The organism is Schleiferilactobacillus harbinensis, from assembly GCF_008694105.1.
Classification (GTDB): Bacteria; Bacillota; Bacilli; order Lactobacillales; family Lactobacillaceae; genus Schleiferilactobacillus; species Schleiferilactobacillus harbinensis.
This window is the reverse complement of the sequence record NZ_CP041364.1, coordinates 548,964-570,632: the sequence shown is the minus strand read 5'-3', so window position 1 is coordinate 570,632 and position 21,669 is coordinate 548,964. Positions and strand designations below refer to the sequence as shown.

Below are 21,669 nucleotides of genomic sequence, written 5' to 3'. Positions count from 1 at the left end.
CGTAATACAGATGCAGCAAAGGAGGTGCCATATTCATGCAAAATCCCCGTTCCCTCGCCTATTACGAACGCTTAGCGCTGAAAGTTAAAGATCAAGTGCTGACCGGCATTTGGCAAGTCGGCGACAAATTGCCGTCAGTCCGGGAGATGGCTCAGCAAGAGCGGCTGAACCCCAATACCGTGGCCAAGGCCTACCGGCAGCTGGAAGCGGATGGCGTCATCGAAGTGCAGCCGGGTAAAGGAACCTTTATCAAAGACAGCCCGCCATCCGCCCCCCAGCAAACCGTCCTATGGCAGCAGCTCTCGGCCTGGCTGATCAACGCCGGCACAGCCGGCATTACCCGTCAACAGATCGATGTCTTTCTGGATACCAATTTTTCACCAAAGGAGGTTTCCCATCCATGACCGTCACGCTTACCAATTTAACCAAACGGATTGACCGCAAAGAAGTGGTCACCGATATCAGTTTCACCTGGCGGCCGGGGGAAATCACTGGTTTGGTCGGCCGCAACGGGGCCGGCAAGACCACCCTCTTCCGGACGATGATGCTGCAATACATTCCCGACAGCGGCACGATCCAGATCAACGACCAAACCGTCACTCCGAATACCAACTTTACCCAATCTATTTTCTTCGTGGACAGCCAAGATAATTTCTTTGGCAACAGTCCGCTGGCCGAAATTGCCAGCTGGTTCACCCTCGTGTACCCGCAATTCAGCTTAGACAGTTTCTGGCAGGAAATTGACCATTTCAAGATTCCTCGGGAAAGCCGCTGGTCTGGCCTGTCTAAAGGAATGCAGGCGACCATCCTAATGGCGCTGGCGCTGGCCAGCAACGTGCCTTACATCATTTTGGATGAACCTTTCTCCGGGCTGGACGTGATTGCCCGGGAACAGGTCACCCAGATGATCATCGACGCGGCGGCAGAGCACCACACGGCGTTTCTGATTTCTTCCCATGATCTGGAAGAGCTAGACGGGATCAGCGACCGCGTCCTAATTCTTAAGGACCATCACATTCTCCACGACTACATGCTGGAAGAATTGCGAGAAGAGGCCAAGAAGATCCAGGTCGTCTTCCGGCATAACGAAGTGCCGGCCGCGATCAAGAAGGAAGGCACCCTGATTCGTGTTACCGGCCAAGTCCTGGAGATCGTCTTCCTGCATTATGATGAGACCATTGAGACGGCGCTGCAGGATGCCCAGCCAGTATTCATGGAAGATTTGCCGCTGACTTTGACGGACATCTTCCGGACCACGGCAGTGCACGATACGGATTACTTGTTGGGTAAGGAGGTATACGAGAAATGACCAAGAAATCATTATGGCAGCTGCTGTTGCGCAGACACCGCGTATGGCTGATCTTGATTGCTGTGTTTTTTATCTTTTTCGGTGTTTTGCAGGGGGCGAGCACGGTATCCGTTTTTAATTCAGAGTCTACCCACCCCTATACTGAAAAAGAGTATGATAAACACGTCTGGCCTTACCTGCCCAAGTCCCAAAGAAACCAGACTTACCAGCAATACAACGATAAAATGCGCACCCAGACGTTCGGTGCCGCCAATCACACGCAGACCAGTCAAAGCCAGCCCTTTTTCAACTTCTTTGCGTTCTTAGTGATGATCGTGCTGGGGTGCATTGCCACCTTCTGGGATCAGTTATCTGGTTTTAACCGGTTACTCTTCAGCAGCGGTGCCCGCCGCCGAGACATTCTTTGGACCAAATCGCTCCTTTATTTGGCGGTCTCAATCCCGGCGTATTTTGTCAGCATCGGTGTATCTCTGGCCATTATCGGCAGCAACATCCCCCACGAATTTCTGGTATTCCATTGGCCATCGATTCTCATCAACATGCCGGCCTTCTTATTACAGCTCATTGCCGGATTTGCGGCGGGCAGCTTATTTGGGATCGTGATTGGCCAAACATTGCCGCTGGTTTTGACAGTCGCATTTCTCGGATTGAGTGTCACTCAAATTATTAGCCAAGTCGTTAACCGCCTGGATGTACAGGCTTCCTTCTGGCAAATTCTTGGTTTAGTATCCGTTAACTACGTCATTTGGTTCGGCTGCATTGTCGTTTTTGCCGGTCTCAGTTTTTACTTCTATTCTCGGCTGTCACTCGAAAGTAGTCACCATTACCTGTTGTTCCCGCAATTGCGCTGGCCAGTCTTGATTGCTTTCACGATTTACATCCCATTCTTCTTCCAAGATTGGTTGTTTACTGGACACCAGGTAATTTCCATGGTCATCACGGCAATCATCGTGTTTGCTTTCTTCTATTGGTACCTTTTCCGACCGCGTCGGTTCATGAAGCGGCTCTCACGTCCCGCCAACCACTCCCAAACTCCCGCCCCCTGATGGTCTAGACCCATTTTCAAGCATGTCCCTTGAAACATCCTATGAAAACCCGTATACTAATGAAGGTTTTAAGGCAAAAATTTTGGAGGGATAAACTTCTATGGCAAAAAAACGCATTTCCCGCGGCAAGTTCGACAAGCTGCAACAATTATCCAACGATAAGGGTGTTATTGCGGCCCTGGCGATCGACCAACGGGGTTCGATGAAGCGGATCATGAAGGCCGCTGCCGAAAAGTATGGTAAGGAATACAACTTGGACATGGTTTATGAATTCAAGGAACTTGTTTCCCAAGAATTGACCAAGTTCACTTCTGCCATCCTGATCGACGAAGAACTGGGCTTCAAGGGTATGAAGTCCAAGTCTCCGAAGTCTGGCCTGATCTTGTCTTACGAAGAGACAGGTTACGATGTTAACACTGTCGGCCGCTTCCCTGAACTGCTGCCCAACGAATCCCTGGACCGTATCTTGGCCAAGGGTGCTGATGCCGCTAAGGTTTTGGTTTATTACAACCCGAACGACAAGAAAGAAATCAATGACGTTAAGCATGCCTTCTTAGAGCGCTTAGGCAACGAAGCACTGGCTGCTGACATTCCGGTATTTGTTGAAATCGTTACTTACGACGACAACGTACCTGATGCCAAGAGCCCTGAATTTGCTAAGGAGAAGCCGCAATTGGTACTGGACTCCATGAAGGAATTCTCCAAGGATCAGTACCACATTGACGTCATCAAGGCTGAAATCCCGGTTAACTGGGACTTCGTTGAAGGCTACACCAAGAACGGCAACAAGGCTGTTTACAGCCAAGATGAAGTAAAGAAGATCTTCCAAGACATGAACAGCTTGGTTGACCGTCCGTTCATCTACTTGTCTGCTGGTGTACCGGCCGAAACATTCCGTGCTGAATTGACGTTTGCCGGCGAAGCTGGCAACAACTACAGCGGTATCCTGGGTGGCCGTGCCACTTGGTTGGATGGCGTTGAAGTTTACGCTAAGGACGGCAAGCAAGCACTGATCGATTGGCTGAACGGCCAAGGCAAGGAGAACGTTGAGGAATTGAACGATATCCTGAACAAGTATGCTACCCCTTGGTACGAAGTATACGGTGGTCTGGACAACATTGAGGTCTTTGACCGCAAGGTAATGACTGACTAATCGTTATTTCTAAGTTTAAGAAAAACACCGATCCTTTACAGGATCGGTGTTTTTTGCTGTTCCAGCACATTTACCGATGATGCAGCAAGCGGTGTGCCACCCAGTACACCAAGTAGCCCACCAGCGCGCCCAGTGTATTGAACATCACATCGTCCACATCGGTGATCCCCGTGTACAAAATAAACTGAAGCGCCTCAATACATACTGATACAGCCATTCCGGTGAACACCGTTTGAATCATGCCAATGCGCCGCTGGCGCAATACCGGGTACAGCATCCCAAACGGAATGAACCAGGCAATATTGCCGAACAAATTATAAATGAAATCCACAATGGATTGGCCTTGCTGCAGCTTGGCCGTCTGGGTCCACAACTGCCAGTTGATTTCACTCAGCGGCCGGTGCCAGTAAAACTGCAGCTGCCAAGGAAAATAGGTCCCGCGAAAAACGGTGAGGGCGAAGACCAGCATTAAGTAAAAGACAAACAGCCAGACCAGTATTTCTCTCCCCCACTGGCCCCGGTAATGGCGGTGATGGCGCCACCAGAGACGCAGCCCTAAAAAAATCAGAAAATACAGAATGGTTTTGTCCAACGAATAAAAAGTCAGTCGAATCAGCGGAAAATGGTTAATTCGGCCGCTGTATGTGTGTGCCACCCAGTCATAGAGTGGTCCAAGAAAAATCATGCAGTTCGCTCCCCACGTTTAGGATTATCTTACACTTCCCCTGCGAATTGCGTGTTGTTCGGCTTCCGCGGTACAATATTGGCATTGAACACACAGAAAGGATCACGGTCATGCACAAAATTCAGCAATGGGTCGGTACGCGTCCTCGGTATACCATCCTCCTCATGGTCCTGTTTTGGGCTAAATCAATGTTAGCCTACACAGTGGACTTCTTCCTCGGAGTGGATAACCCGTACGACGCATTCATCTTACTCATTAACCCGTTGGCCACGACCCTGTTTCTCTTCAGCTTGAGCTACTTCATTCCCCATCCCAAAGTGGCATATTGGGTGCTCTTCGGCATCTACGTGGTCAACACGCTTTTATTGTATAGTAACATTATTTATTATCGGCAGTTCAGTGACTTTTTGACCCTTTCGACAATCTTAAATGCGCGGAAGGTTAGTGCCGGCCTGGGCGCCAGCACTTTGAAGCTGATGACACTCCACGATGTCCTCTATTGGCTGGATATCGTCGTCCTGCTGCTCTTGCTGCTGCGCAAGGCCATTCCCATGAACCCCAAGCGCTATCCGTCAGTGAATGCCTGGGCGTGTCTGGTGGGGGCGCTCTTTCTGTTCCTGGTCAACCTGACCCTGGCCGATATTTCCCGGCCCCGGCTGTTATCCAGCACTTTCGACCGCACTTATATTGTGAAATACCTGGGCATTGACTCTTTTATGGTCTATGACGCCGCCAAATCCGCGCAAAATAACCAGGTGCGCTCCCAAGCTGACGGCTCTGACCTGGGGAATGTGCTGGCCTATACCCAAAAACATTATGCGGCGCCCAATCCGCAATACTTTGGGGTGGCCAAGAATAAAAATGTAATCATTATCCATCTGGAATCCTTCCAGCAATTTCTGATCAATTACAAAGTGGACGGCAAAGAGGTTACCCCCTTTCTGAACAGCCTATACCGCGACAGCAACACCCTGGCCTTCGATAACTTCTATCATCAGGTCGGCCTGGGCCGCACCAGCGATGCTGAAAACATGTTAGAGAACTCAGTCTACGGCATTTCCGACGGTTCCGTCTTTACCTCCTTGGGCAGCGACAACGTCTTCCAGGCGGCCCCGGCCATCCTGAGCCAAACCGACGGCTACACGTCGGCTGTCTTCCATGGCAACGTCGGCAGTTTTTGGAATCGAGACAGCGTCTATAAAAACCTTGGTTACCAATACTTCTTCGACAGCAAATACTTTGATACCTCCGCGGATAATTCCATCGGCTACGGGCTGAAGGACAAGCTGCTCTTTGCTGAGAGCATCAAGTACCTGGAGCAACTGCAGCAGCCGTTTTATACCAAGTACATCACCGTGACCAACCACTTCCCGTTCACCCTGACCAACACGGACAGTACCTTCCCCAAGGGCGACACCGGCGACAGCCTGGTGGATAACTATTTCCGAACCGCGAATTATCTGGACCAGGCCGTCAAAGAATTTTTCGATTACTTGAAGAAGAGCGGATTGTACAACAACACACTCGTTATGATTTACGGCGATCACTATGGCCTGTCGAACACGGATAATCTATCCCTGGCTAAAATGATGGGCCGGGATCCCAGCCATTGGACCGCCTTTGATAATGCCCAGATGCAGCGAGTGCCCTTCATGCTGCACATGCCCGGCCTCAAGGGTGGGCTGCAGCACCAATACGGCGGAGAAATTGACGTTTTGCCCACTTTGCTCCACCTGTTGGGCGTGAACACCCAATCCTACGTCCAGTTCGGTACCGACTTAATGTCCCCGCAACACGACCAGACAGTGATTTTCCGCAATAACAACTTTGTTACCCCGAATTACACCTTTGTCGGCGGTAAAGGCGGTGACAGCACAGTCTACGACAACCACACCGGCTTGGCCTTGAACGGTTTAACGGACGCGCAAAAAGAGACTTTCAACACGCTTCAGGCCACGGTGGACAACACGCTTGCCTTGTCTGACTCGCTCAATTCCAAGAACCTCCTGCGTTTCTACACGCCTGCAGACTTCACGCCGGTCGACCCGAAGCAATTCGACTATCGCACCCTATGGTCAAAAGTGACGACTGAGCGCGACAACAAGGGTAAGAAATCCACCAGTTTGTATAGTGAAAATCATGATCAAACCACCACTGGCCTCTACCAAACCGATGCGCCTGAACTGCAGAATAACCAGGACGCGATCACGACTGTGCCCGCGGATCAGTTGAAGCGGGAAAAGACGCTGCAGCCGGATGACAGCAGTACCAGCAGCAGCCAAAACAGCAGCACGGCCAAGTGATCGCCATTTTGTGCAGGGATTTTCACAAATAATTCAAACTCACCCAGTACAATAGTTGTTGGAGGGTTAAGGATGCTGTTTATTAATCGCGCGATTGCCAGTCTCAAATACCATCGCCGTAATTCCATAATTACTGTGGTGGGTATGGTGTTTTTTATGATCATTGTGCTGGCACTGCAAATGCTGCGTCAGATTGAAACGACCATTTCGACGGGGTTCATGAATAACATTCAAGGATTTCCCAAAACGATTCAGAGTGAATTGCAGTTGACGATTCGGGCGATGCAAGTGACCCATGGTACGGTACTCAATCAGTACGCCGCATATATTGCCTATACGTATTTGGCAATTTTCATCTTTCTCGTGGTCATCAACAGCATTTCCCTGCATCATCGGCAAAGTGAATTGAAGGCATACTCAGCTACGGGTAAATCGGTCTCCTGGATTTCTCTGCAATTGTTCGTGGAGTATTGTCTGCTTTTCTTCATCGCCTATGTGATCGTGTTCGTCTTAGGCATCGTGCTGACTTTTGTCGGTACTGGCTGGTTGCGGCAAGTGAATCAGCACATCTTCTTGCAGCAATTGCCGGATGTCTTGAGTACCACCCAAACCACGGCGTTCATTAAAAGCCTTTTCCACCAGCAGCTCACCTTCTTTAACTGGCAGGAATTGCTGGCGGGGAATACGGTCACGGTCAATCGGATCGAGATCTTTACTTCCGGTATTCGTCAGAGCTTCTTCTCCTTCCTGTCCATCGTGATCCTTGCCATTATCGGCAGTTCCTGGGTGGGCATTCACTGGTGGCGTTTCCGCCAAAGCCGTCAGTATCGCTAATCTTTTATAATGGAGGTCATGCAATTGCGCAAGGCCAATACTTCACCCCGGTGGGCGGAGGCCCTGCCCACCGCTGGTTCTTACTTCGTGCTTACCCCGACAGGAAGCTCCCCTGCCCACCTTTACCAACAGTTGTGGCACAGTTTCCACCGGTTGGACGACGTTGGCTTTGTTGATCCCAGCGATCAATCGGTTATTCCCTTTTTATCTGTCGCGGATAACATTTTGATTGACTCGCCTAAAAACGATATCGTCCGCTTACGGCAATTTCTGTTTGATAATGAATACACTGAACTCAACACTCACGATTTTTTGGATAAGCCGGCTAGCCAACTCAATGAAACCGAGCGCTTCTATGTGCAGTTGTTTCGCTTCTTGCTGTTGAAACGGCATTACATCATTACAACGAACTTCTTAGATAATCAAGGGATCGCCACATTTCGGATTTTCTTCAATCTCTTGGAAAATGTCCTGCAAGCGACTGACAGCCATTTGATCATGGTGACCAGCGATCACGAGATGGTGGACGGCCAACCGGCGGAACGGCTGCTTTCGGCCGACTTGTTTACCCAACAATAATGGCTTTTTTCAGACCTGGCGCAAGTCGGGTCTTTTGCGTTCTGCAGTTAATCTTTGCATAATAAGGGGGAAAGGAGTCTTAATTTCATGTCTGACATATTTATTGCTGCCCCGGTGCCTCAGCGCTTATTGGCCCCGCTGGCGCAATTGGATGCCCATGTAACGGTCCGCGAGAGCGATACACCGATCACCCCGGCAGAGTTGAAAGCCGGTGCGGCGAACGCGGAGGTGCTGGTGGTGCCCCTCTCGACCCCCGTGACTGCCGATATCATTGCTGCCGCGCCGAAGCTCAAGCTGATTGCCAATTACGGTGCCGGCGTTGATAATTTAGCCTTGGACGCGGCCCATCAACGCGGGATTCAAGTGGTGAATACTCCGGGTGTTTCCGCCAATGCTGTCGCCGAATTAACAATTGCGCTGATCCTGGCCTGGAGCCGGCGGATCCCCGAGGGAGACCAGCTCATGCGCGGCGCTGGCTTCCAAGCCTGGGAACCATTATTCTTCCTGGGCCATGAGATTGCCGGCAAGACCTTAGGCATTGTCGGCTTGGGGGCTATCGGCCGATCCGTGGCGGCCAAGGCGAATGCTTTGGGGATGCATGTCCGGTACTGGCAGCGCCACGCCCTAAGTGCAGCCGATGAGGCCAGCTTGAATGTCCAGTATGCGGCGCTGGACGATTTGCTGGCGGTCAGTGATTTCGTTAGCCTGCACGTACCGCTGGTGCCCGGCACGCATCATTTGATTAACGCCGCGAAACTGATAGAAATGAAACCCACCAGTGTCTTGATCAATGTCGCCCGGGGGCCGGTCGTTGACGAATCTGCTCTGCTGACTGCTTTGCAGCAAAAGCAGCTGGGCGGTGCTGCTTTGGATGTTTATGAACACGAGCCCCAGGTCACGGCTGGCCTCAAGGCCCTGCCCAACGTTATCTTGACCCCCCACATCGGCAACGCCACCGTTGAAGCCCGTGACGCCATGGCCGGGTTGATCGCGGATAACATTGTCGCTTACTTTAATCATCAGCCGTTACGCTATACCGTTTAACAATTAATGAGTGACCAACAAAGCCGGCCCCTCCCATGATGGGAAAGGCCGGCTTTGAACTGCCGCTAAGATTTTGTTTTCTTCTCTGCAGCCGTTGGTGCCTCTGTATTGTAAGCGGTCGTTGACATAGGTATCGTGACCCGGTGCAGGCCTCCTTGTAAACTTGGTTTATCAAGTAAACAAGGAGGCCTTTCATGGTTCAAATCAAAGATATCGTGCCGATCCAGGTGACCGACCGGTCGCCGAAGCCGCTGGTCAAACCGCAGGTTGCGGCACGAGTGAAGCTCAAGGACGCCGAGGTCGTGTTTTACACCGGTGTTGACCGGGCAATTCTGCACGTGGTGCTCCAGGAGTTGACAGGCAATGTTCCCCAATATCCAAGAGCTTAACATCTATATCATTTGCGGAAAAACGGACCTGCGCAAAGGAATCGACGGTTTGGCCGCTTCCTTGCGGGAGCTGTACGGCGAAGACGAAGTGCCTTATGATCACTCGCTGTTCTTATTCTGCGGCAGTCAGCGCGATCGGTTCAAGGCTCTGTACTGGGACCGCAGTGGGTTTGTTCTTTACTACAAACGGTACGAGAACGGCCACCTGCAGTGGCCGCGAACGCGCTCTGAGGTGCAGCATCTCAGTCATTACCAGCTGAAGCGATTGATTACTGGTCTAAGTATTCAAGAACGGAGTACCATTCATGATTTCAAGCCAGGATATACCAACTAATTGAGGAGGAGAAGCCATGATTTATTGGCATCTCCTCTTTCCTTCGCCGTATAAAACATGATATAATCCATTTATTATATTTATTGGAGGAACACCGATTGGTAGACACAAAAGATGCAGTGCGATTGGTGGACGCTTCGCCAGAACAATTACGCACCGCACTGCAGAATTCGATAAATGAAAATCAGGACCTCCGGGAACAGATCGCCGTCTTGAAGCGCATGTTGTTCGGTCGGCGCCGGGAATCAAGCGATAACCTGCCGCATGGCCAGACGAACCTGTTCAATGAGCACATCATCACCGGTGAAGAACAAAGCATCATCGACAAGCTCACCGGTGATGACCGCAAGGTCGCCAAGAAGAAGCTCAAGAAAGCGACACGGACCAAGAGCACCGACTTGAACAAGCTGCCGCTGGACGAGCAGGATTGCCTGCTCGAAGGTGAGGAGCGCAAGTGCCCGGTCTGTGGTGAAGAGATGCAGGATATCGGCCGGTCGAAAGTACGCGAAGAAGCAACCTTGATTCCGGCACAGCTCCTGCACACAATCGTCTATCGGCACACCTACGCGTGTCCTAACGGCTGCTTGAATCAGCGCGGCAACCAGTTCCTTAAGAAGTCCGATGTGCCTCGCCCAGCCATACCGCATAGTCCAGCTTCTTCAAGCGTCTTGACCGAATCCATCATGGCTAAGTTTGCCTACAAGATTCCGGACAACCGGCAAGAACGCTTGTGGCACAGTCGCGGGGTCGATTTCACCCGGCAATCAATTGCCAACTGGCACATCAAGGCGTCAGAAGGCTACCTGGAGTCCCTATACAAGCTGATGCACCGAGATCTGCTGACTCAAGACGTTATCCATGCGGACGAAACGCCCTACCGGGTGTTGGATCTAAAGAAGGCGCAGACCTATTACTGGGTCTACACGTCCAGCAAGCACAGCGCCCACCAGATCGTCATGTATGAGCACGGTAATAGCCGCGGTTACGAGGAAGCTGCCCGGTTCCTGGCCGGCTACGAAGGCTACCTGCAAAGTGATGCCTACGCCGTTTACCCTAATTTGCTTGGGGTCACCAATGTCTTCTGCTGGGCTCACGTGCGTCGTAAGTTTGACGAAGCCGTGACCGCCGGAGACAAGGGGCTGGCCCCAACGGGCCGCCAGTATTGCAATGATCTCTTCCAATGGGAAAAGAAATGGCAAGACTTGTCGGCTGATGAACGTCAAACCCAGCGCGAACAACGACTCAAACCTGTCATGGATGCGTTCTTCGCTTGGCTGGTCTCGTTGGACGGCAGCTATCTGCCAAAATCCAAGGTGGGCAAAGCCATCACCTATGCGTTGAAGCATGAGGCTGGCTTGCGGGCAGTCCTGTTGGACGGCCGACTTGAACTATCGAACAACCGGGCCGAACGCGCCGTCAAAGAACTGGTCATCGGTCGTAAAAATTGGCTGTTTTCGCAGAGCAAACGCGGCGCGACGGCTGCGGGGGTCATTCTTAGTCTGCTCACGACAGCACGGGCTAATCACCTCGATCCGAGTAAATATTTCAACTATCTATTCGACACAGTGCCTAATTTGCCGGCTCCCGGCGACATGGTCGCCTTGCAGGACTATTTGCCGTGGGCGCCGAAGGTGCAGGCGTTCTGTCACGAATAACAGCGGGTAAAGCAATGGTGCAATCTTCATGATAGAGGATTGCACCATTTTTGTCTTCACACCTATTTCAACGACCGCTTACTCTGTATTATCTGGAAACGAAATTTTAAACGTCGTTCCCTGGTGCAGTTCACTGGAAACTTTGATGTCCCCGCCATGCTGCTTGACCAGCGAATGGACAATGGACAAGCCCAGCCCAGATTCACCATACTTGGTGTTTTTCCTGGAAGGGTCCGCTTTGTAATAGCGATCCCATATGTTGCGTACCTGTTCCGGTGTCATGCCGATGCCGGTGTCGCTGATCGTAAAGACCGCCTCGTGGAAGCCGCGCTCGGCTTTGATCGTGATCTGGCCATTCTGGGTAAACTGGATCGCGTTTTGCACCACGTTGAAGATGATCTGGACAAACCGATCATAATCCGCGTAAACACTCACCGGCGATGTGCCCTGCAAGACCAATTTATCCTTGGCGTCTGCCGCTTTCTTGGTCAATTGGGTGACGATATTGTGCAACGGCCCCATGGCGTCGAATTCCCGTTCAGACAAGCGAATCTGACCGGTGCGGATTTTTTCATAATCCAGATTTTCGTTCACCAGCCGAATCAGCCGCTTCGTTTCGCCCCGCATCAATTCGATGCTCTTCCCCTTGGACTCTTCCGGAATGGCATCATAAGCCAAACCTTCCAGCAGGCCGTTGATCGTCGTCAGCGGCGTCCGCATTTCGTGGGCGGCATTGGCCATGAATTCCTTGCGTCGTTCTTCCTGGCGTTCAATCTCTTGCTGAGAATCCTGGAGCGACTTCGCCATGATATTGAAGTCTGTGGCCAAATCGTCAATTTCATCTCGGTGCTTGCTGGGTAAATCAATGTCGAAGTTGCCATCCGCCACTTCATGGGCGGCATGCCGCACGCGGTTCACCCGGGACACTTGATACCGAGCCAGCAGATAGGATAGGATCAGCGCCAGGATCAGGGAGATAATCAAGGCAACAAAGAGATTAGACTCAATTTGGGCAATGTTGGAGTCAATATCTGCTACCCGAGCACTAACCACCACGGCCGCGAACATCTTATTCTGATAGAACCAGGGTACGATCACGTAGGCCTGGGGCTGAGCTCCTTTGGGCATTTGATTCGCACTCAGCAGCTTCCCCGCGTTCGACGTATCCTTGATATATTCACTTTTTTTCAGCCGCGCCCAATAACTCTTGCTCAAGTGCTCCGGCATGGGCCGCCGGCCGACCTCTTGTTCCGTGGGGTAGACGCGCAAATTTTGGTTGGTCGCGCCCTCAGCCAGGGAATAAATCGCGAAGTTGACATTCTGATTGGAGAATACCATTTCGATCTTACGAATCGTATCGGAATTGATTTCGTAATGACCGCTCGTGACGGTTTGAGCCACCAGCTTCTCCGCATTCTGACCATAACCGGTCAGCTGATTGTAGGTGCTAGTGTACACATACGAACTATAGTAATTTAACACGGTCCCGCCGACGATGAAGATCACGGTCAGGATGACCGCAAAGAAGCTGATCATCAGCTGGTAAATAAGTTTCATTCAGTCTCACTTTTTTCATCTGCATCATTTGGTGCCGTGATGCCGGTATCGTCGTACTTGTAGCCCACACCCCAGACCGTCTGGATCACCTGGGGACCGACCTTTTCAATCTTCTGCCGCAATTTCTTGATATGCGCATCCACGGTCCGTTCATCGCCGTAATACTCGTAATCCCAAACCAGCTCCAGCAATTGTTCGCGGCTGAAGACCTGCTTGGGCTTTTGAGCTAGCGTCTTCAACAGGTCAAACTCCTTGGGTGTCAAATTCTCGATTTGCTTGCCGTCTAAGAAAGCTTCCCGGGTCTTGGTCGACAGTTGCAAGTGCTCCGTCGTCACGTCATAGGCCCCATTGCCGTTTTCTTCATGTTCTTCGCCCTCACCGAGTTCCACCCGGCGGTGCAAGGCCTTGATCCGGGCAATCAGCGTGATCGGGCTGAACGGCTTCGTCACATAATCGTCGGCACCCATCTCAAGTCCAAGCACTTGATCACTGTCGGAATCCCGAGCCGTTAACATAATGATCGGCACGGTTTGCGATACTTCGCGAATTTCCTTAGCCACTTGCATCCCGTCTTTCCCAGGCAAGTTCAAGTCCAAGGTAATAATGTCCCAGCCCGTGGGATCTTCTTTGAATTTATCCACAGCTTCATTGCCGTCATAAGCAAACGTGACATCCCAGTCTTCTTTTTGGAAAAACATGGACATCATTTCCGATACTGACTTGTTATCTTCAATCATTAAGAGTTTCATGTGTTTGTTCCCCTTCATTTCAATCGATCGCGCAGACCTTTGACCCGGTGGTGTTGACGGTAGGCGAGATTCTCGTCGGGGTCCACATAGTCACGGGGCAATTCATGCCGCTTGATTAAGTATTTTTTCAGCTTCGTTTCCACGTAAGCGAAAATGCTCACGGTGATCAGCACGCTCAGAAATAACCATATGATAAAAAAGTTGTCCCAATGTAGCCAATGTATGAAGATTCCAAGAAGGACGGTGCCTCCGCCGAGCACCAGGTGCACATTGCGGGCTTCCTTCTGGGCATAGGCAAAGGCGGCTGGGCTGGTGGACGCCAAGTACGATTTATAGGCCACCACTTCTTCTGGATGCTTTGCCGGCCAAATTAAATACTTCAGGCCGATCACTAAAATAATGGCGCCGACAACGATAAAAACCATTAAAACCACCTCCACAATAGGCTTACACGCCAATTCTACATGAATTTACAAGGGATTGCCAAAGATGATACGATTACGCTGTATAATGTTACTAAAAATTCAGGAGGATCAGCATGGCACAGTATTCAGGCGTTGTATTTTTTGATTTGGACGGGACTTTGCTCAATGGCCACTCTCTGGTGGATGCGGCCACGGGTCAGGCGATTCACCAGTTGCGGGCCAATGGCTATTTACCGATTATTTCCACCGGCCGCTCGCCGCTGGAAATTAAAGAAGCTCGGCGCGTCACGGGCATTGATACGTTCATCACCTTAAACGGCGCCTACATCGAGCATAACGGCGAAGCAATTTATAAAGGGGTCATCCCCACCCCCACGGTGGGCCAACTGATCCGCATCGGTAATTCCCTTGGCGAGTCGATCAGTATGTACACCCCGGACCAGATTCGGACTACCTTGGACACCCCGGACATGCGCCGGGCTTACGAATTTATCCACACCCCGATTCCGCAAGTTGATCCGGATTTTTACAAGACCAACGACATTTTGATGCTGCTGGTACTCACCGATCACAATGACGGCCGTTATACGTTCCCGCTGAACGGTTCCTTGACCTTCTATCGGAATGGTCCTTTCTCCATCGATACGGTGAAGAAGAACGAATCGAAGCGGCACGGTATTGAACGGGTGATCAAGCTGCTGAATCTGGGTAACGTACCCTCCTGGGCCTTTGGCGACGGCCCCAACGACATTCCGATGTTGGAGTATGTCGACCACCCCGTGGCCATGGGCAACGGCATTACCCCGGTGAAAGACCGGGCGGAGTTTATTACCGGGACGAATACCGCTGGCGGGATCATTCAGGGGTTGCGCCACTATCAGCTGATCGATTAAGGAGCGCTGCTGTAATGGATATGCAAATCATCGGTCGAATCGGCAGTATCGTTCTCGGCTATGCGCTGGGCAACTTTTTAACTGCCTTTCTGGTTACCCGCATCGTCGCCCACAAATCGCCCACCGAGATTGGTTCCCATAATCCGGGCATGGCCAACGTAATGGCTCAGCTGGGCTTTGTGCCCGGTGTCGCCGTCTTGGCCGGAGATCTGGCGAAAACGATTCTGACGGTCGTCCTGGCCAACCTCTTCTTCCCCCAAATTGGACACTTTGCTACCCTGTACGCTGCGGTGGGTGCTACATTAGGCCACAACTTCCCCTTCTGGCAGCATTTCCGCGGCGGCAAGGGCGTTGCCGTCACAGTGGTACTGGTTATCCTGTATAACCCCTTCTGGGGGTTGATGGCGCTGCTGGGGGCACTGGCCGTCCTGCTGATCAGTCAGTACCTGAGTCTGGCCGGTATCGCAATTCTAACTGTGTATGTCATCATCAGTGTTTTTGTGTTCCCGCTGGAGACAACGATCGTGCTGGCGCTGCTGACGCTGATCATGCTTTGGCGATTCTGGGCAGATATTTTGAACATTGTGCATGGCACCCAAGAGAAGAAGAACATTCCAAAAAAAATCATCCAATTGCTGACTAAGAAGAAAGACTCCGCAAAATCTGCCAAGTAAAGAGAACCGGCCAACCCATGCATATCAGGGCTGGCCGGTTTTTCTTGGCCTCAGCGCAGCGATCGATCCGTTGGTTTTGGCTTGATCTCAGCACTTGCCGCGGTCATTTCAATCTTTGACCCAGTCGCATGGCCTCGCGGTTGAGCGGCTTTCGCCGGAGCGGCCTCACCCCGAATAGACAACAACGCGCCAGCCGCATCCCGAGTGACAAGATATAGCCGTTCTGCGATAATGCGGCTTGTCCCTAACAGACGCCGTTCATCCGCTGCCAACATACGTCCCAGTTTACGCTCTGTATGCATTTCTGCTGCCATCGTATTTCCTCCCATGTGCATGCTTCAACTCACCCGTATTATAGCGCACAACCAGATAATCATCGTTCTTTTGTTCTCGGGCTCTGGTCCTTTGGGCTGATTTAGACCAGGTTTCAGTGGGATTAATTGCTCAGTATGGTAAACTGTTAAGATAACGTTGCGTGTGATATGACAATTGATGTGATTATCATAATTGATAACTAGTCACCGCCAGATTAATGTCATCGTTGGGTATCACTTCATTATCGTTGGTGGTACAGCATCCGCAACGTCTGTCTTTTTAATTGAAAGAACATTTCAGTAAACAACTTGGAGGTTATGATATCGTGCGATTTGACAATTCAAAATATCCCAGCGGCAAAAATGCAGTCGACCCTGTCCACGTCCGGCACATCAAAATCCTTGGCCGGGTGGCCACACTGACCGCAATTCTGATGTACGTCTCCTACATCCCGCAAATCATCAGCAACTTTTCTGGTCATCCTGTTTCCCCCATCCAGCCATTGGTCGCGATGATCAACGCAACGCTGTGGGTTGGCTACGGCTGGTTCAAAACATACCGAGACTGGCCATTGATTATTTCCAATCTGCCCGGGGTGATTTTTGGTCTGGTGACGGTGATCACTGTCTATATTCATTAAAGCAGGGCAACAATAAAACAGCCGCGGCAATCCTGATTTTTCAGGACAGCCGCGGCTGTTTTAATTATGGAGGTGACGGGAGTTGAACCCGTGTCCATACGCATTGCCATGCAAGTCTCTACATTCATAGACCAGCTACTTGTTTTCTCGTCTGCCAGAAACGCCGTTGATCAGGGCTAGCACTGACAGACATGCCTGATGATCTCTTATTCAGCACTCAGGTGGGGCGCTGAATCGTAACCCGGTTATTTTTTGAGACCCATGACCACCGCCCGGGTAACAGCGATGATGGATCACGCTAGAAAGCTGTTGTTAGGCAGCTAATGCGTAAGAATTTTGGTTTTTTGCAGTTATATTTAACTGTGACGGTGATGACGCAGGCGTCTCCTGCGGAATGCAACTCACACTCACCTACGCATGTCGAATCCGTAACACCCCCGAATATCGACACAAGTTAATGATACCAAGAAATTTAGTTGTTGTCAATTTAACCGGTCTACCGGCCAATTTGCGTCGCCCGGTCGCCAAACGCCGGCCACAAAAACTTCACCACATTCTGGGTCACCTGCCAATTATGCTCATGCAGTGCCGAATGCTGCGCATTAGGCCCAATTACCCGGCCTTGATGGAAAACGGCGATGCGGTTCTTCACTAAATACCCAATACTGGTAGCCGATGGGACAGTCACCACCCCATCCGACTGGCTGCCGTCCCCCAAGTCGCCGTATATATTCAACATCCGCAATGTCTTCGGCACCTGCGGCGCGTATTGTTCCAACCGTGCATATTCAGGATGCACGATTGCCGGCCGCCCATCAGCCTCCAAGTGATTCTGGTGCGGCTGGTCGGTCCATGTGGTCCCATCATTGGGGTGGAAAAATTCCGAGACCGGCTGGCGGCCAATGATACCGTTGAACGGGCCGGCCAAGGTCACCAATTTATTCACCGCTGGTAAACCGGCGCCGGCCCCGTGCTGGAACGTATACAGCGTCGAGGCATAGGCGCCCATGGAATGGCCAACCAAATTCACCCTGCGCAGGCGGTCCTGGGTATATAGATAGGCCAGCAGCTGATGCAGCCATTTCGCGTACTGCACTTCCCCAGCCCGATTGTTTTCAAAAACGATCCGGATCAGCTGGCGCGAGTTGGCGTCAATTTTTGGGCCAACAAAAATAAATTTGCCCTGGGGCGTTACCCGGACCGTGGTAATCACGTTGGTCACGCCTAAGGAAACAATATCGTCCGTAATCAGCTGCGTAGAATAACTGGTGGAATGCCACCCGGGTACAAAAACAGTCGGCACATCATTCGCTTGCCTTTCAACTTTCGATAACTTCTGCTGGTGCGGTTGGGGCGAGAGGGCCGTACTGAGACAGACAATCGTAATGCCTGCAGCAATAACGAATAACGCTCCCCACCATAACCAGCGCCGCTTCCTTGGCTGCTGCACACCCGTGCCTCCCTACACTCAAAATCGAAAAAAAGGGCCCGTGCCAAAATAGGCACCGGTCCCCCGCACATCAAATGTTTACTTAAGCAATGGCTTTCTTAGCCGTATCAACCAAAGCCGTAAAACCGGTTGGGTCGGCTACCGCCAGATCAGCCAGCATCTTCCGGTTGATCGTCACGTTAGCAACCTTCAAACCATGCATCAATTGGCTGTAGCTCATGTCGTTCATCCGTGCTGCCGCATTGATCCGCGCGATCCAAAGCTTACGGAAATCGCGCTTCACTTGCCGCCGATCACGGAAAGCATAACGATACGAGTTCATTACCTGAGCATTTGCTGCTTTGAACAGTAAATGCTTCGCGCCGACGTAACCCTTCGCCAGCTTTAATACCTTTTTGCGCCGTTTACGCGCTACATTGCCGCCTTTAACACGTGCCATTTTGTAGTTCCTCCTTGTTCTTCGTTAAACCAGTGGTGGTGCTAATTACTTCATCTGGGAAAGCATCGGTTTGATCCGCTTCATGTCGCTGCTGGATACCAGAGCAGATTTCCGCAATTGCCGACGCTGCTTCACTGTTTTACCGTGGAACCGGTGAGACGTGTAAGCGTGGCCCCGCTTCAACGCACCAGAAGCGGTCTTCTTGAAACGCTTGGCAGATGCACGATGTGTTTTGAACTTTGGCATTTGAATGATCCTCCTAATATACTAGTTTCAATTCATTCAATCCAGCGGATTGGCTGAATTAAAAGGCATTACTTGGTGGCGTCTTGGTCTGCTTTCGGAGCCAGCATCAAGAACATGAAGCGGCCGTCCATCTTCGGCCGGGTCTCGACCGTGGCAATGTCCGCCGTTTGCTTGGCTAACTCGTTCAGTACGTTCTGACCAATATCCTTATGGGTAATTGCCCGCCCACGGAACCGAACAGAAGCTTTGACCTTGGCGCCTTTGCTCAAGAACTTGCGCGCGTTATTCAGCTTGGTATTGAAATCATTGGTTTCAATCGTCGGCGATAAGCGCACTTCTTTGATGTTGATGGTCTTTTGCTTCTTCCGTGCTTCGCGATCTTTCTTCTGCAGTTCGAAGCGGTACTTCCCGTAGTCCATGATACGGGCAACGGGCGGCTTCGCTCCCGGGGCCACTAGAACAACGTCCAGACCGGCTTGTTCAGCCAGATCCAGAGCATCACGTTTGGACTTAACGCCCAATTGGTCGCCATTCTGATCGATCAGACGGACCTCGCGGGCGCGAATGCCATCGTTTACCATCAAATCTTTTGCTATGGTAATTCACCTCTCCATAATTATTTCTAAAGAAAACACAAAACGACGAGTGCACAATGCACCCGTCGATCAGAAATTACCGATTTTCGTAAAGCCCAGAGGTTTATAAACATGGGCGAGAGACGGGTGTCTCTACTTGTATTTTCTCAACTCAACAAGTATACCGATTGGCTTACTGCTTGTCAAGTGCGGACAAGACCTTGGAATTCTGAGCCTCGCCGGTCCGGGAATAGTTCTTGATGTCGGCAACAATGGCGTCGATGAACATCTCCAAATCTTGGGATTCGGCCTTATCGTGCCCATACTTCCGCACTGATACGCTGGAATCCTTCTTTTCTTGATCGCCGACAACCAAAGTATACGGAATCTTCTGGGTCTGGGATTCACGAATCTTGTAGCCCATCTTTTCGTTCCGGTCATCGACCTCAACCCGGACGCCCTCTTGGAGCAAACGCTTCTTAATTTCCAACGCGTAGTCCAGATGCAGTTCGTTGTTGACCGGGATGATCTCGCATTGGATCGGGGACAGCCAGGTCGGGAAAGCACCCTTATAGATTTCGGTCAGGTAGGCGATGAACCGCTCCATGGTGGAAATCACGCCCCGGTGGATCATGACCGGCCGGTGCTCTTCGCCATCGTCACCGATGTAGGTCAAGTGGAACTTCTCCGGCATCATGAAGTCCAACTGAATAGTGGACAAGGTCTCATCATTGCCCAAGGCCGTCTTCGTCTGGACATCCAGCTTAGGGCCGTAGAAAGCTGCTTCGCCCTCAGCCTCGTAGTAATCCAGGCCCAGGTCATCCATGGCGCCCTTCAGCATTGCTTGGGACTTATTCCACATGGCATCGTCATCGAAGTACTTGGCGGTGTTTTGAGGATCCCGATAGCTCAAGCGGAAGCTGTAGTCGGTGATATCGAAGTCCGCATAGACATCCATCATCAAAGTCAGGATCTTCTTGAATTCGTCTTGAATCTGGTCCGGAGCGACGAAGGTGTGACCGTCGTTCAAGGTCATTTCCCGAACCCGTTGCAGACCGGACAAGGCGCCGGACTTTTCGTACCGGTGCATCATACCCAATTCAGCGATGCGGATCGGCAATTCCCGATAGCTGCGGATATGGTGCTTGTAGATCTGAATATGGGACGGGCAATTCATCGGCCGTAATTCCAGCATTTCACCATCGCCCATATCCATCGGCGGGAACATATCCTGCTTGTAGTGATCCCAGTGACCGGATTGTTTGTACAGATCCAGGTTGGCCAGAATTGGCGTATAGACATGCTCGTAGCCGTTAGCAATTTCCTTGTCGATGATGTAGCGCTCAATGGTCCGGCGAATCGTGGCTCCCTTAGGCATCCAGTAAGCTAAGCCGGCCCCGACGGACGGATCAACGAAGAACAGGTCCAGTTCCCGGCCAATCGTCCGGTGATCCCGTTCCTTAATGTCTTCCCGCCGCTTGGCATCGGCTTCCAGTTCTTCCGCACTGAAGAATGCCGTGCCATAGATCCGCTGCAGCATCGGGTTAGAGGACTTGCCTTGCCAGTATGCGCCAGCAACACTCAGCAGGGAGAAGTGCTTCAAGAGTTTCGTATCCGGCAGCAATGGACCGTAGCCAAAGTCCAGGAAATCGCCCAGTTTGTAAACTGGAACTTGGACGCCGGCTTGAGCCTTAACCAGGGCCTCTTTGTACGGATCGTCAGCAAAGTGCTTGGCCAATTCTTCTTTGTCCATCAGCACCCGTTCGATCTTGTCGTCGTCTTTGACAGCGGCCTTCATTTCTTTCTCCAAAGCCGGCAAATCAGTGACGGCAATCTGGTTCTCGCCATCGGCCGGGTTATCGGTATCGTAGAAGAACCCGTCTTCTTGAGCCTTGCCTTCGCCTAAGTGATAGCTCGGGAAGCTCTTGTGGACTGCCGCCGCCAGCAGGAAAGCACCGGTATTGCGCAGGACGGCCAAACCTAAGTCATCTTTCTTGGTCACAATGGCGATTTTGCCATCTTGCTTCAACGGTGCTGTCAGATCCACGGCAGTGCCGTTCAAAGTTGCGGCGACGGCGTTTTTAGCCAACGAGTTGCTGATGCCCTTGGCAATCTCCAGCGCTGTGGTCCCGGCCTCAACTTGCTTCTTGGCGCCATCTGGGAACGTTAACGTAATTGCTGCCATAATAATTCTCCTCCTCAAATATATAAAAAAAGTCCCAGTGATTCACTCACTGGGACGCTTAACTGCGCGGTTCCACCCGTATTGAATGTAAAAATACATTCCGCTTGAACAGTCGATAACGGGACTAGCCGATTGCATGGAATCAAGAAACTGGTAGGCAACCCATTGTCCGGCTTACAGCCTAGGACCG

At 51.4% G+C, this 21,669-nt stretch carries 24 protein-coding genes and 1 other RNA gene; 14 read left to right on the top strand and 11 right to left on the bottom strand.

Features of this window, described 5'->3' with window-relative positions; all coding sequences use genetic code 11:
• Window positions 1-35 precede the first annotated feature (35 nt).
• The 4 genes from FMM01_RS16705 to FMM01_RS03155 all read left to right on the top strand — a co-directional run bounded on the left by FMM01_RS16705 (window position 36) and on the right by FMM01_RS03155 (window position 3,508).
• Window positions 36-404: a GntR family transcriptional regulator gene (locus FMM01_RS16705; RefSeq protein ID WP_035439563.1), complete on the top strand. Its 369-nt coding sequence runs from the start codon at window positions 36-38 to the stop codon at window positions 402-404.
• Complete coding sequence (locus FMM01_RS03165; protein WP_150391649.1) at window positions 401-1,309, top strand: ATP-binding cassette domain-containing protein; 909 nt, start codon at window positions 401-403, stop codon at window positions 1,307-1,309. The genes FMM01_RS16705 and FMM01_RS03165 overlap by 4 nt, the downstream gene beginning before the upstream one ends.
• The gene (locus FMM01_RS03160) at window positions 1,306-2,355 is read left to right on the top strand and encodes a hypothetical protein (RefSeq protein WP_150391648.1); all 1,050 of its coding nucleotides are present in this window, start codon (window positions 1,306-1,308) and stop codon (window positions 2,353-2,355) included. The genes FMM01_RS03165 and FMM01_RS03160 overlap by 4 nt, the downstream gene beginning before the upstream one ends.
• Window positions 2,356-2,455: 100 nt before the next feature.
• Window positions 2,456-3,508, top strand: a complete 1,053-nt coding sequence (locus tag FMM01_RS03155) for a tagatose 1,6-diphosphate aldolase (RefSeq protein WP_027827240.1) — start codon at window positions 2,456-2,458, stop codon at window positions 3,506-3,508.
• A 70-nt stretch (window positions 3,509-3,578) separates the two neighbouring features.
• Here the strand turns inward: FMM01_RS03155 and FMM01_RS03150 are convergent, their stop codons facing one another.
• Window positions 3,579-4,193 carry a VanZ family protein gene (locus FMM01_RS03150; protein WP_150391647.1) on the bottom strand — a complete coding sequence of 205 codons (615 nt, stop codon included), beginning with the start codon at window positions 4,191-4,193 and terminating at the stop codon, window positions 3,579-3,581.
• Between the two features lie 110 nt (window positions 4,194-4,303).
• Here FMM01_RS03150 and FMM01_RS03145 point away from each other — a divergent pair, with 110 nt between their 5' ends.
• The 7 genes from FMM01_RS03145 to tnpC all read left to right on the top strand — a co-directional run bounded on the left by FMM01_RS03145 (window position 4,304) and on the right by tnpC (window position 11,331).
• Window positions 4,304-6,496: an LTA synthase family protein gene (locus FMM01_RS03145; protein ID WP_150391646.1), complete on the top strand. Its 2,193-nt coding sequence runs from the start codon at window positions 4,304-4,306 to the stop codon at window positions 6,494-6,496.
• A gap of 72 nt (window positions 6,497-6,568) precedes the next feature.
• Entirely contained in the window at window positions 6,569-7,330 is a 762-nt protein-coding gene (locus FMM01_RS03140; RefSeq protein ID WP_027829482.1) for an FtsX-like permease family protein, read from the top strand.
• A gap of 18 nt (window positions 7,331-7,348) precedes the next feature.
• Window positions 7,349-7,909: a hypothetical protein gene (locus FMM01_RS03135; protein ID WP_027829483.1), complete on the top strand. Its 561-nt coding sequence runs from the start codon at window positions 7,349-7,351 to the stop codon at window positions 7,907-7,909.
• Window positions 7,910-7,996: 87 nt separating this feature from the next.
• Window positions 7,997-8,953 carry an NAD(P)-dependent oxidoreductase gene (locus FMM01_RS03130; protein WP_150391645.1) on the top strand — a complete coding sequence of 319 codons (957 nt, stop codon included), beginning with the start codon at window positions 7,997-7,999 and terminating at the stop codon, window positions 8,951-8,953.
• A 194-nt stretch (window positions 8,954-9,147) separates the two neighbouring features.
• On the top strand, window positions 9,148-9,342 hold the full coding sequence (locus FMM01_RS03125; RefSeq protein WP_027827606.1) for a hypothetical protein: 195 nt from the start codon (window positions 9,148-9,150) through the stop codon (window positions 9,340-9,342).
• A complete protein-coding gene (tnpB, locus tag FMM01_RS03120) occupies window positions 9,317-9,676 on the top strand; it encodes an IS66 family insertion sequence element accessory protein TnpB (protein WP_150391429.1) in 360 nt (119 codons plus the stop codon). Before FMM01_RS03125 ends, tnpB begins: the two co-directional genes overlap by 26 nt.
• A gap of 98 nt (window positions 9,677-9,774) precedes the next feature.
• The gene (gene tnpC, locus FMM01_RS03115) at window positions 9,775-11,331 is read left to right on the top strand and encodes an IS66 family transposase (RefSeq protein ID WP_150391428.1); all 1,557 of its coding nucleotides are present in this window, start codon (window positions 9,775-9,777) and stop codon (window positions 11,329-11,331) included.
• Between the two features lie 78 nt (window positions 11,332-11,409).
• Here the strand turns inward: tnpC and FMM01_RS03110 are convergent, their stop codons facing one another.
• The 3 genes from FMM01_RS03110 to FMM01_RS03100 are packed head-to-tail and all read right to left on the bottom strand — an operon-like array spanning window position 11,410 to window position 14,062.
• Window positions 11,410-12,888 carry a sensor histidine kinase gene (locus FMM01_RS03110; protein ID WP_150391644.1) on the bottom strand — a complete coding sequence of 493 codons (1,479 nt, stop codon included), beginning with the start codon at window positions 12,886-12,888 and terminating at the stop codon, window positions 11,410-11,412.
• Window positions 12,885-13,637: a response regulator transcription factor gene (locus FMM01_RS03105; protein WP_035441235.1), complete on the bottom strand. Its 753-nt coding sequence runs from the start codon at window positions 13,635-13,637 to the stop codon at window positions 12,885-12,887. The genes FMM01_RS03110 and FMM01_RS03105 overlap by 4 nt, the downstream gene beginning before the upstream one ends.
• Window positions 13,638-13,651: 14 nt before the next feature.
• The gene (locus tag FMM01_RS03100) at window positions 13,652-14,062 is read right to left on the bottom strand and encodes a hypothetical protein (protein WP_027829486.1); all 411 of its coding nucleotides are present in this window, start codon (window positions 14,060-14,062) and stop codon (window positions 13,652-13,654) included.
• Between the two features lie 113 nt (window positions 14,063-14,175).
• On the opposite strand from FMM01_RS03100, the gene FMM01_RS03095 reads away from it, so the two are divergent.
• Both FMM01_RS03095 and FMM01_RS03090 read left to right on the top strand, forming a co-directional pair.
• Window positions 14,176-14,955 (top strand): Cof-type HAD-IIB family hydrolase, encoded by a 780-nt coding sequence (locus tag FMM01_RS03095; protein ID WP_027829487.1) that lies wholly within the window; start codon window positions 14,176-14,178, stop codon window positions 14,953-14,955.
• 14 nt (window positions 14,956-14,969) lie between these two features.
• Window positions 14,970-15,629: a glycerol-3-phosphate acyltransferase gene (locus FMM01_RS03090; protein ID WP_150391643.1), complete on the top strand. Its 660-nt coding sequence runs from the start codon at window positions 14,970-14,972 to the stop codon at window positions 15,627-15,629.
• 50 nt (window positions 15,630-15,679) lie between these two features.
• On the opposite strand, the gene FMM01_RS03085 is transcribed toward FMM01_RS03090, so the two are convergent.
• Window positions 15,680-15,943 carry a hypothetical protein gene (locus FMM01_RS03085; protein WP_063516341.1) on the bottom strand — a complete coding sequence of 88 codons (264 nt, stop codon included), beginning with the start codon at window positions 15,941-15,943 and terminating at the stop codon, window positions 15,680-15,682.
• A 326-nt stretch (window positions 15,944-16,269) separates the two neighbouring features.
• Between FMM01_RS03085 and FMM01_RS03080 the strand changes: the two genes are divergently transcribed.
• A complete protein-coding gene (locus FMM01_RS03080; protein ID WP_146993997.1) occupies window positions 16,270-16,584 on the top strand; it encodes a SemiSWEET family transporter in 315 nt (104 codons plus the stop codon).
• 64 nt (window positions 16,585-16,648) lie between these two features.
• Here the strand turns inward: FMM01_RS03080 and ssrA are convergent.
• The 6 genes from ssrA to thrS form a co-directional block, all read right to left on the bottom strand.
• Window positions 16,649-17,023, bottom strand: a transfer-messenger RNA (tmRNA) gene (ssrA, locus tag FMM01_RS03075).
• 57 nt (window positions 17,024-17,080) lie between these two features.
• Window positions 17,081-18,034: an alpha/beta hydrolase gene (locus FMM01_RS03070; RefSeq protein ID WP_150391642.1), complete on the bottom strand. Its 954-nt coding sequence runs from the start codon at window positions 18,032-18,034 to the stop codon at window positions 17,081-17,083.
• 82 nt (window positions 18,035-18,116) lie between these two features.
• Entirely contained in the window at window positions 18,117-18,473 is a 357-nt protein-coding gene (rplT, locus tag FMM01_RS03065) for a 50S ribosomal protein L20 (protein WP_027829229.1), read from the bottom strand.
• Between the two features lie 45 nt (window positions 18,474-18,518).
• Complete coding sequence (gene rpmI / locus FMM01_RS03060; RefSeq protein WP_027829230.1) at window positions 18,519-18,719, bottom strand: 50S ribosomal protein L35; 201 nt, start codon at window positions 18,717-18,719, stop codon at window positions 18,519-18,521.
• A 68-nt stretch (window positions 18,720-18,787) separates the two neighbouring features.
• Complete coding sequence (infC, locus tag FMM01_RS03055; RefSeq protein WP_027829231.1) at window positions 18,788-19,321, bottom strand: translation initiation factor IF-3; 534 nt, start codon at window positions 19,319-19,321, stop codon at window positions 18,788-18,790.
• A gap of 166 nt (window positions 19,322-19,487) precedes the next feature.
• The gene (gene thrS, locus FMM01_RS03050) at window positions 19,488-21,479 is read right to left on the bottom strand and encodes a threonine--tRNA ligase (protein WP_027829232.1); all 1,992 of its coding nucleotides are present in this window, start codon (window positions 21,477-21,479) and stop codon (window positions 19,488-19,490) included.
• Between the last annotated feature and the right edge of the window lie 190 nt (window positions 21,480-21,669).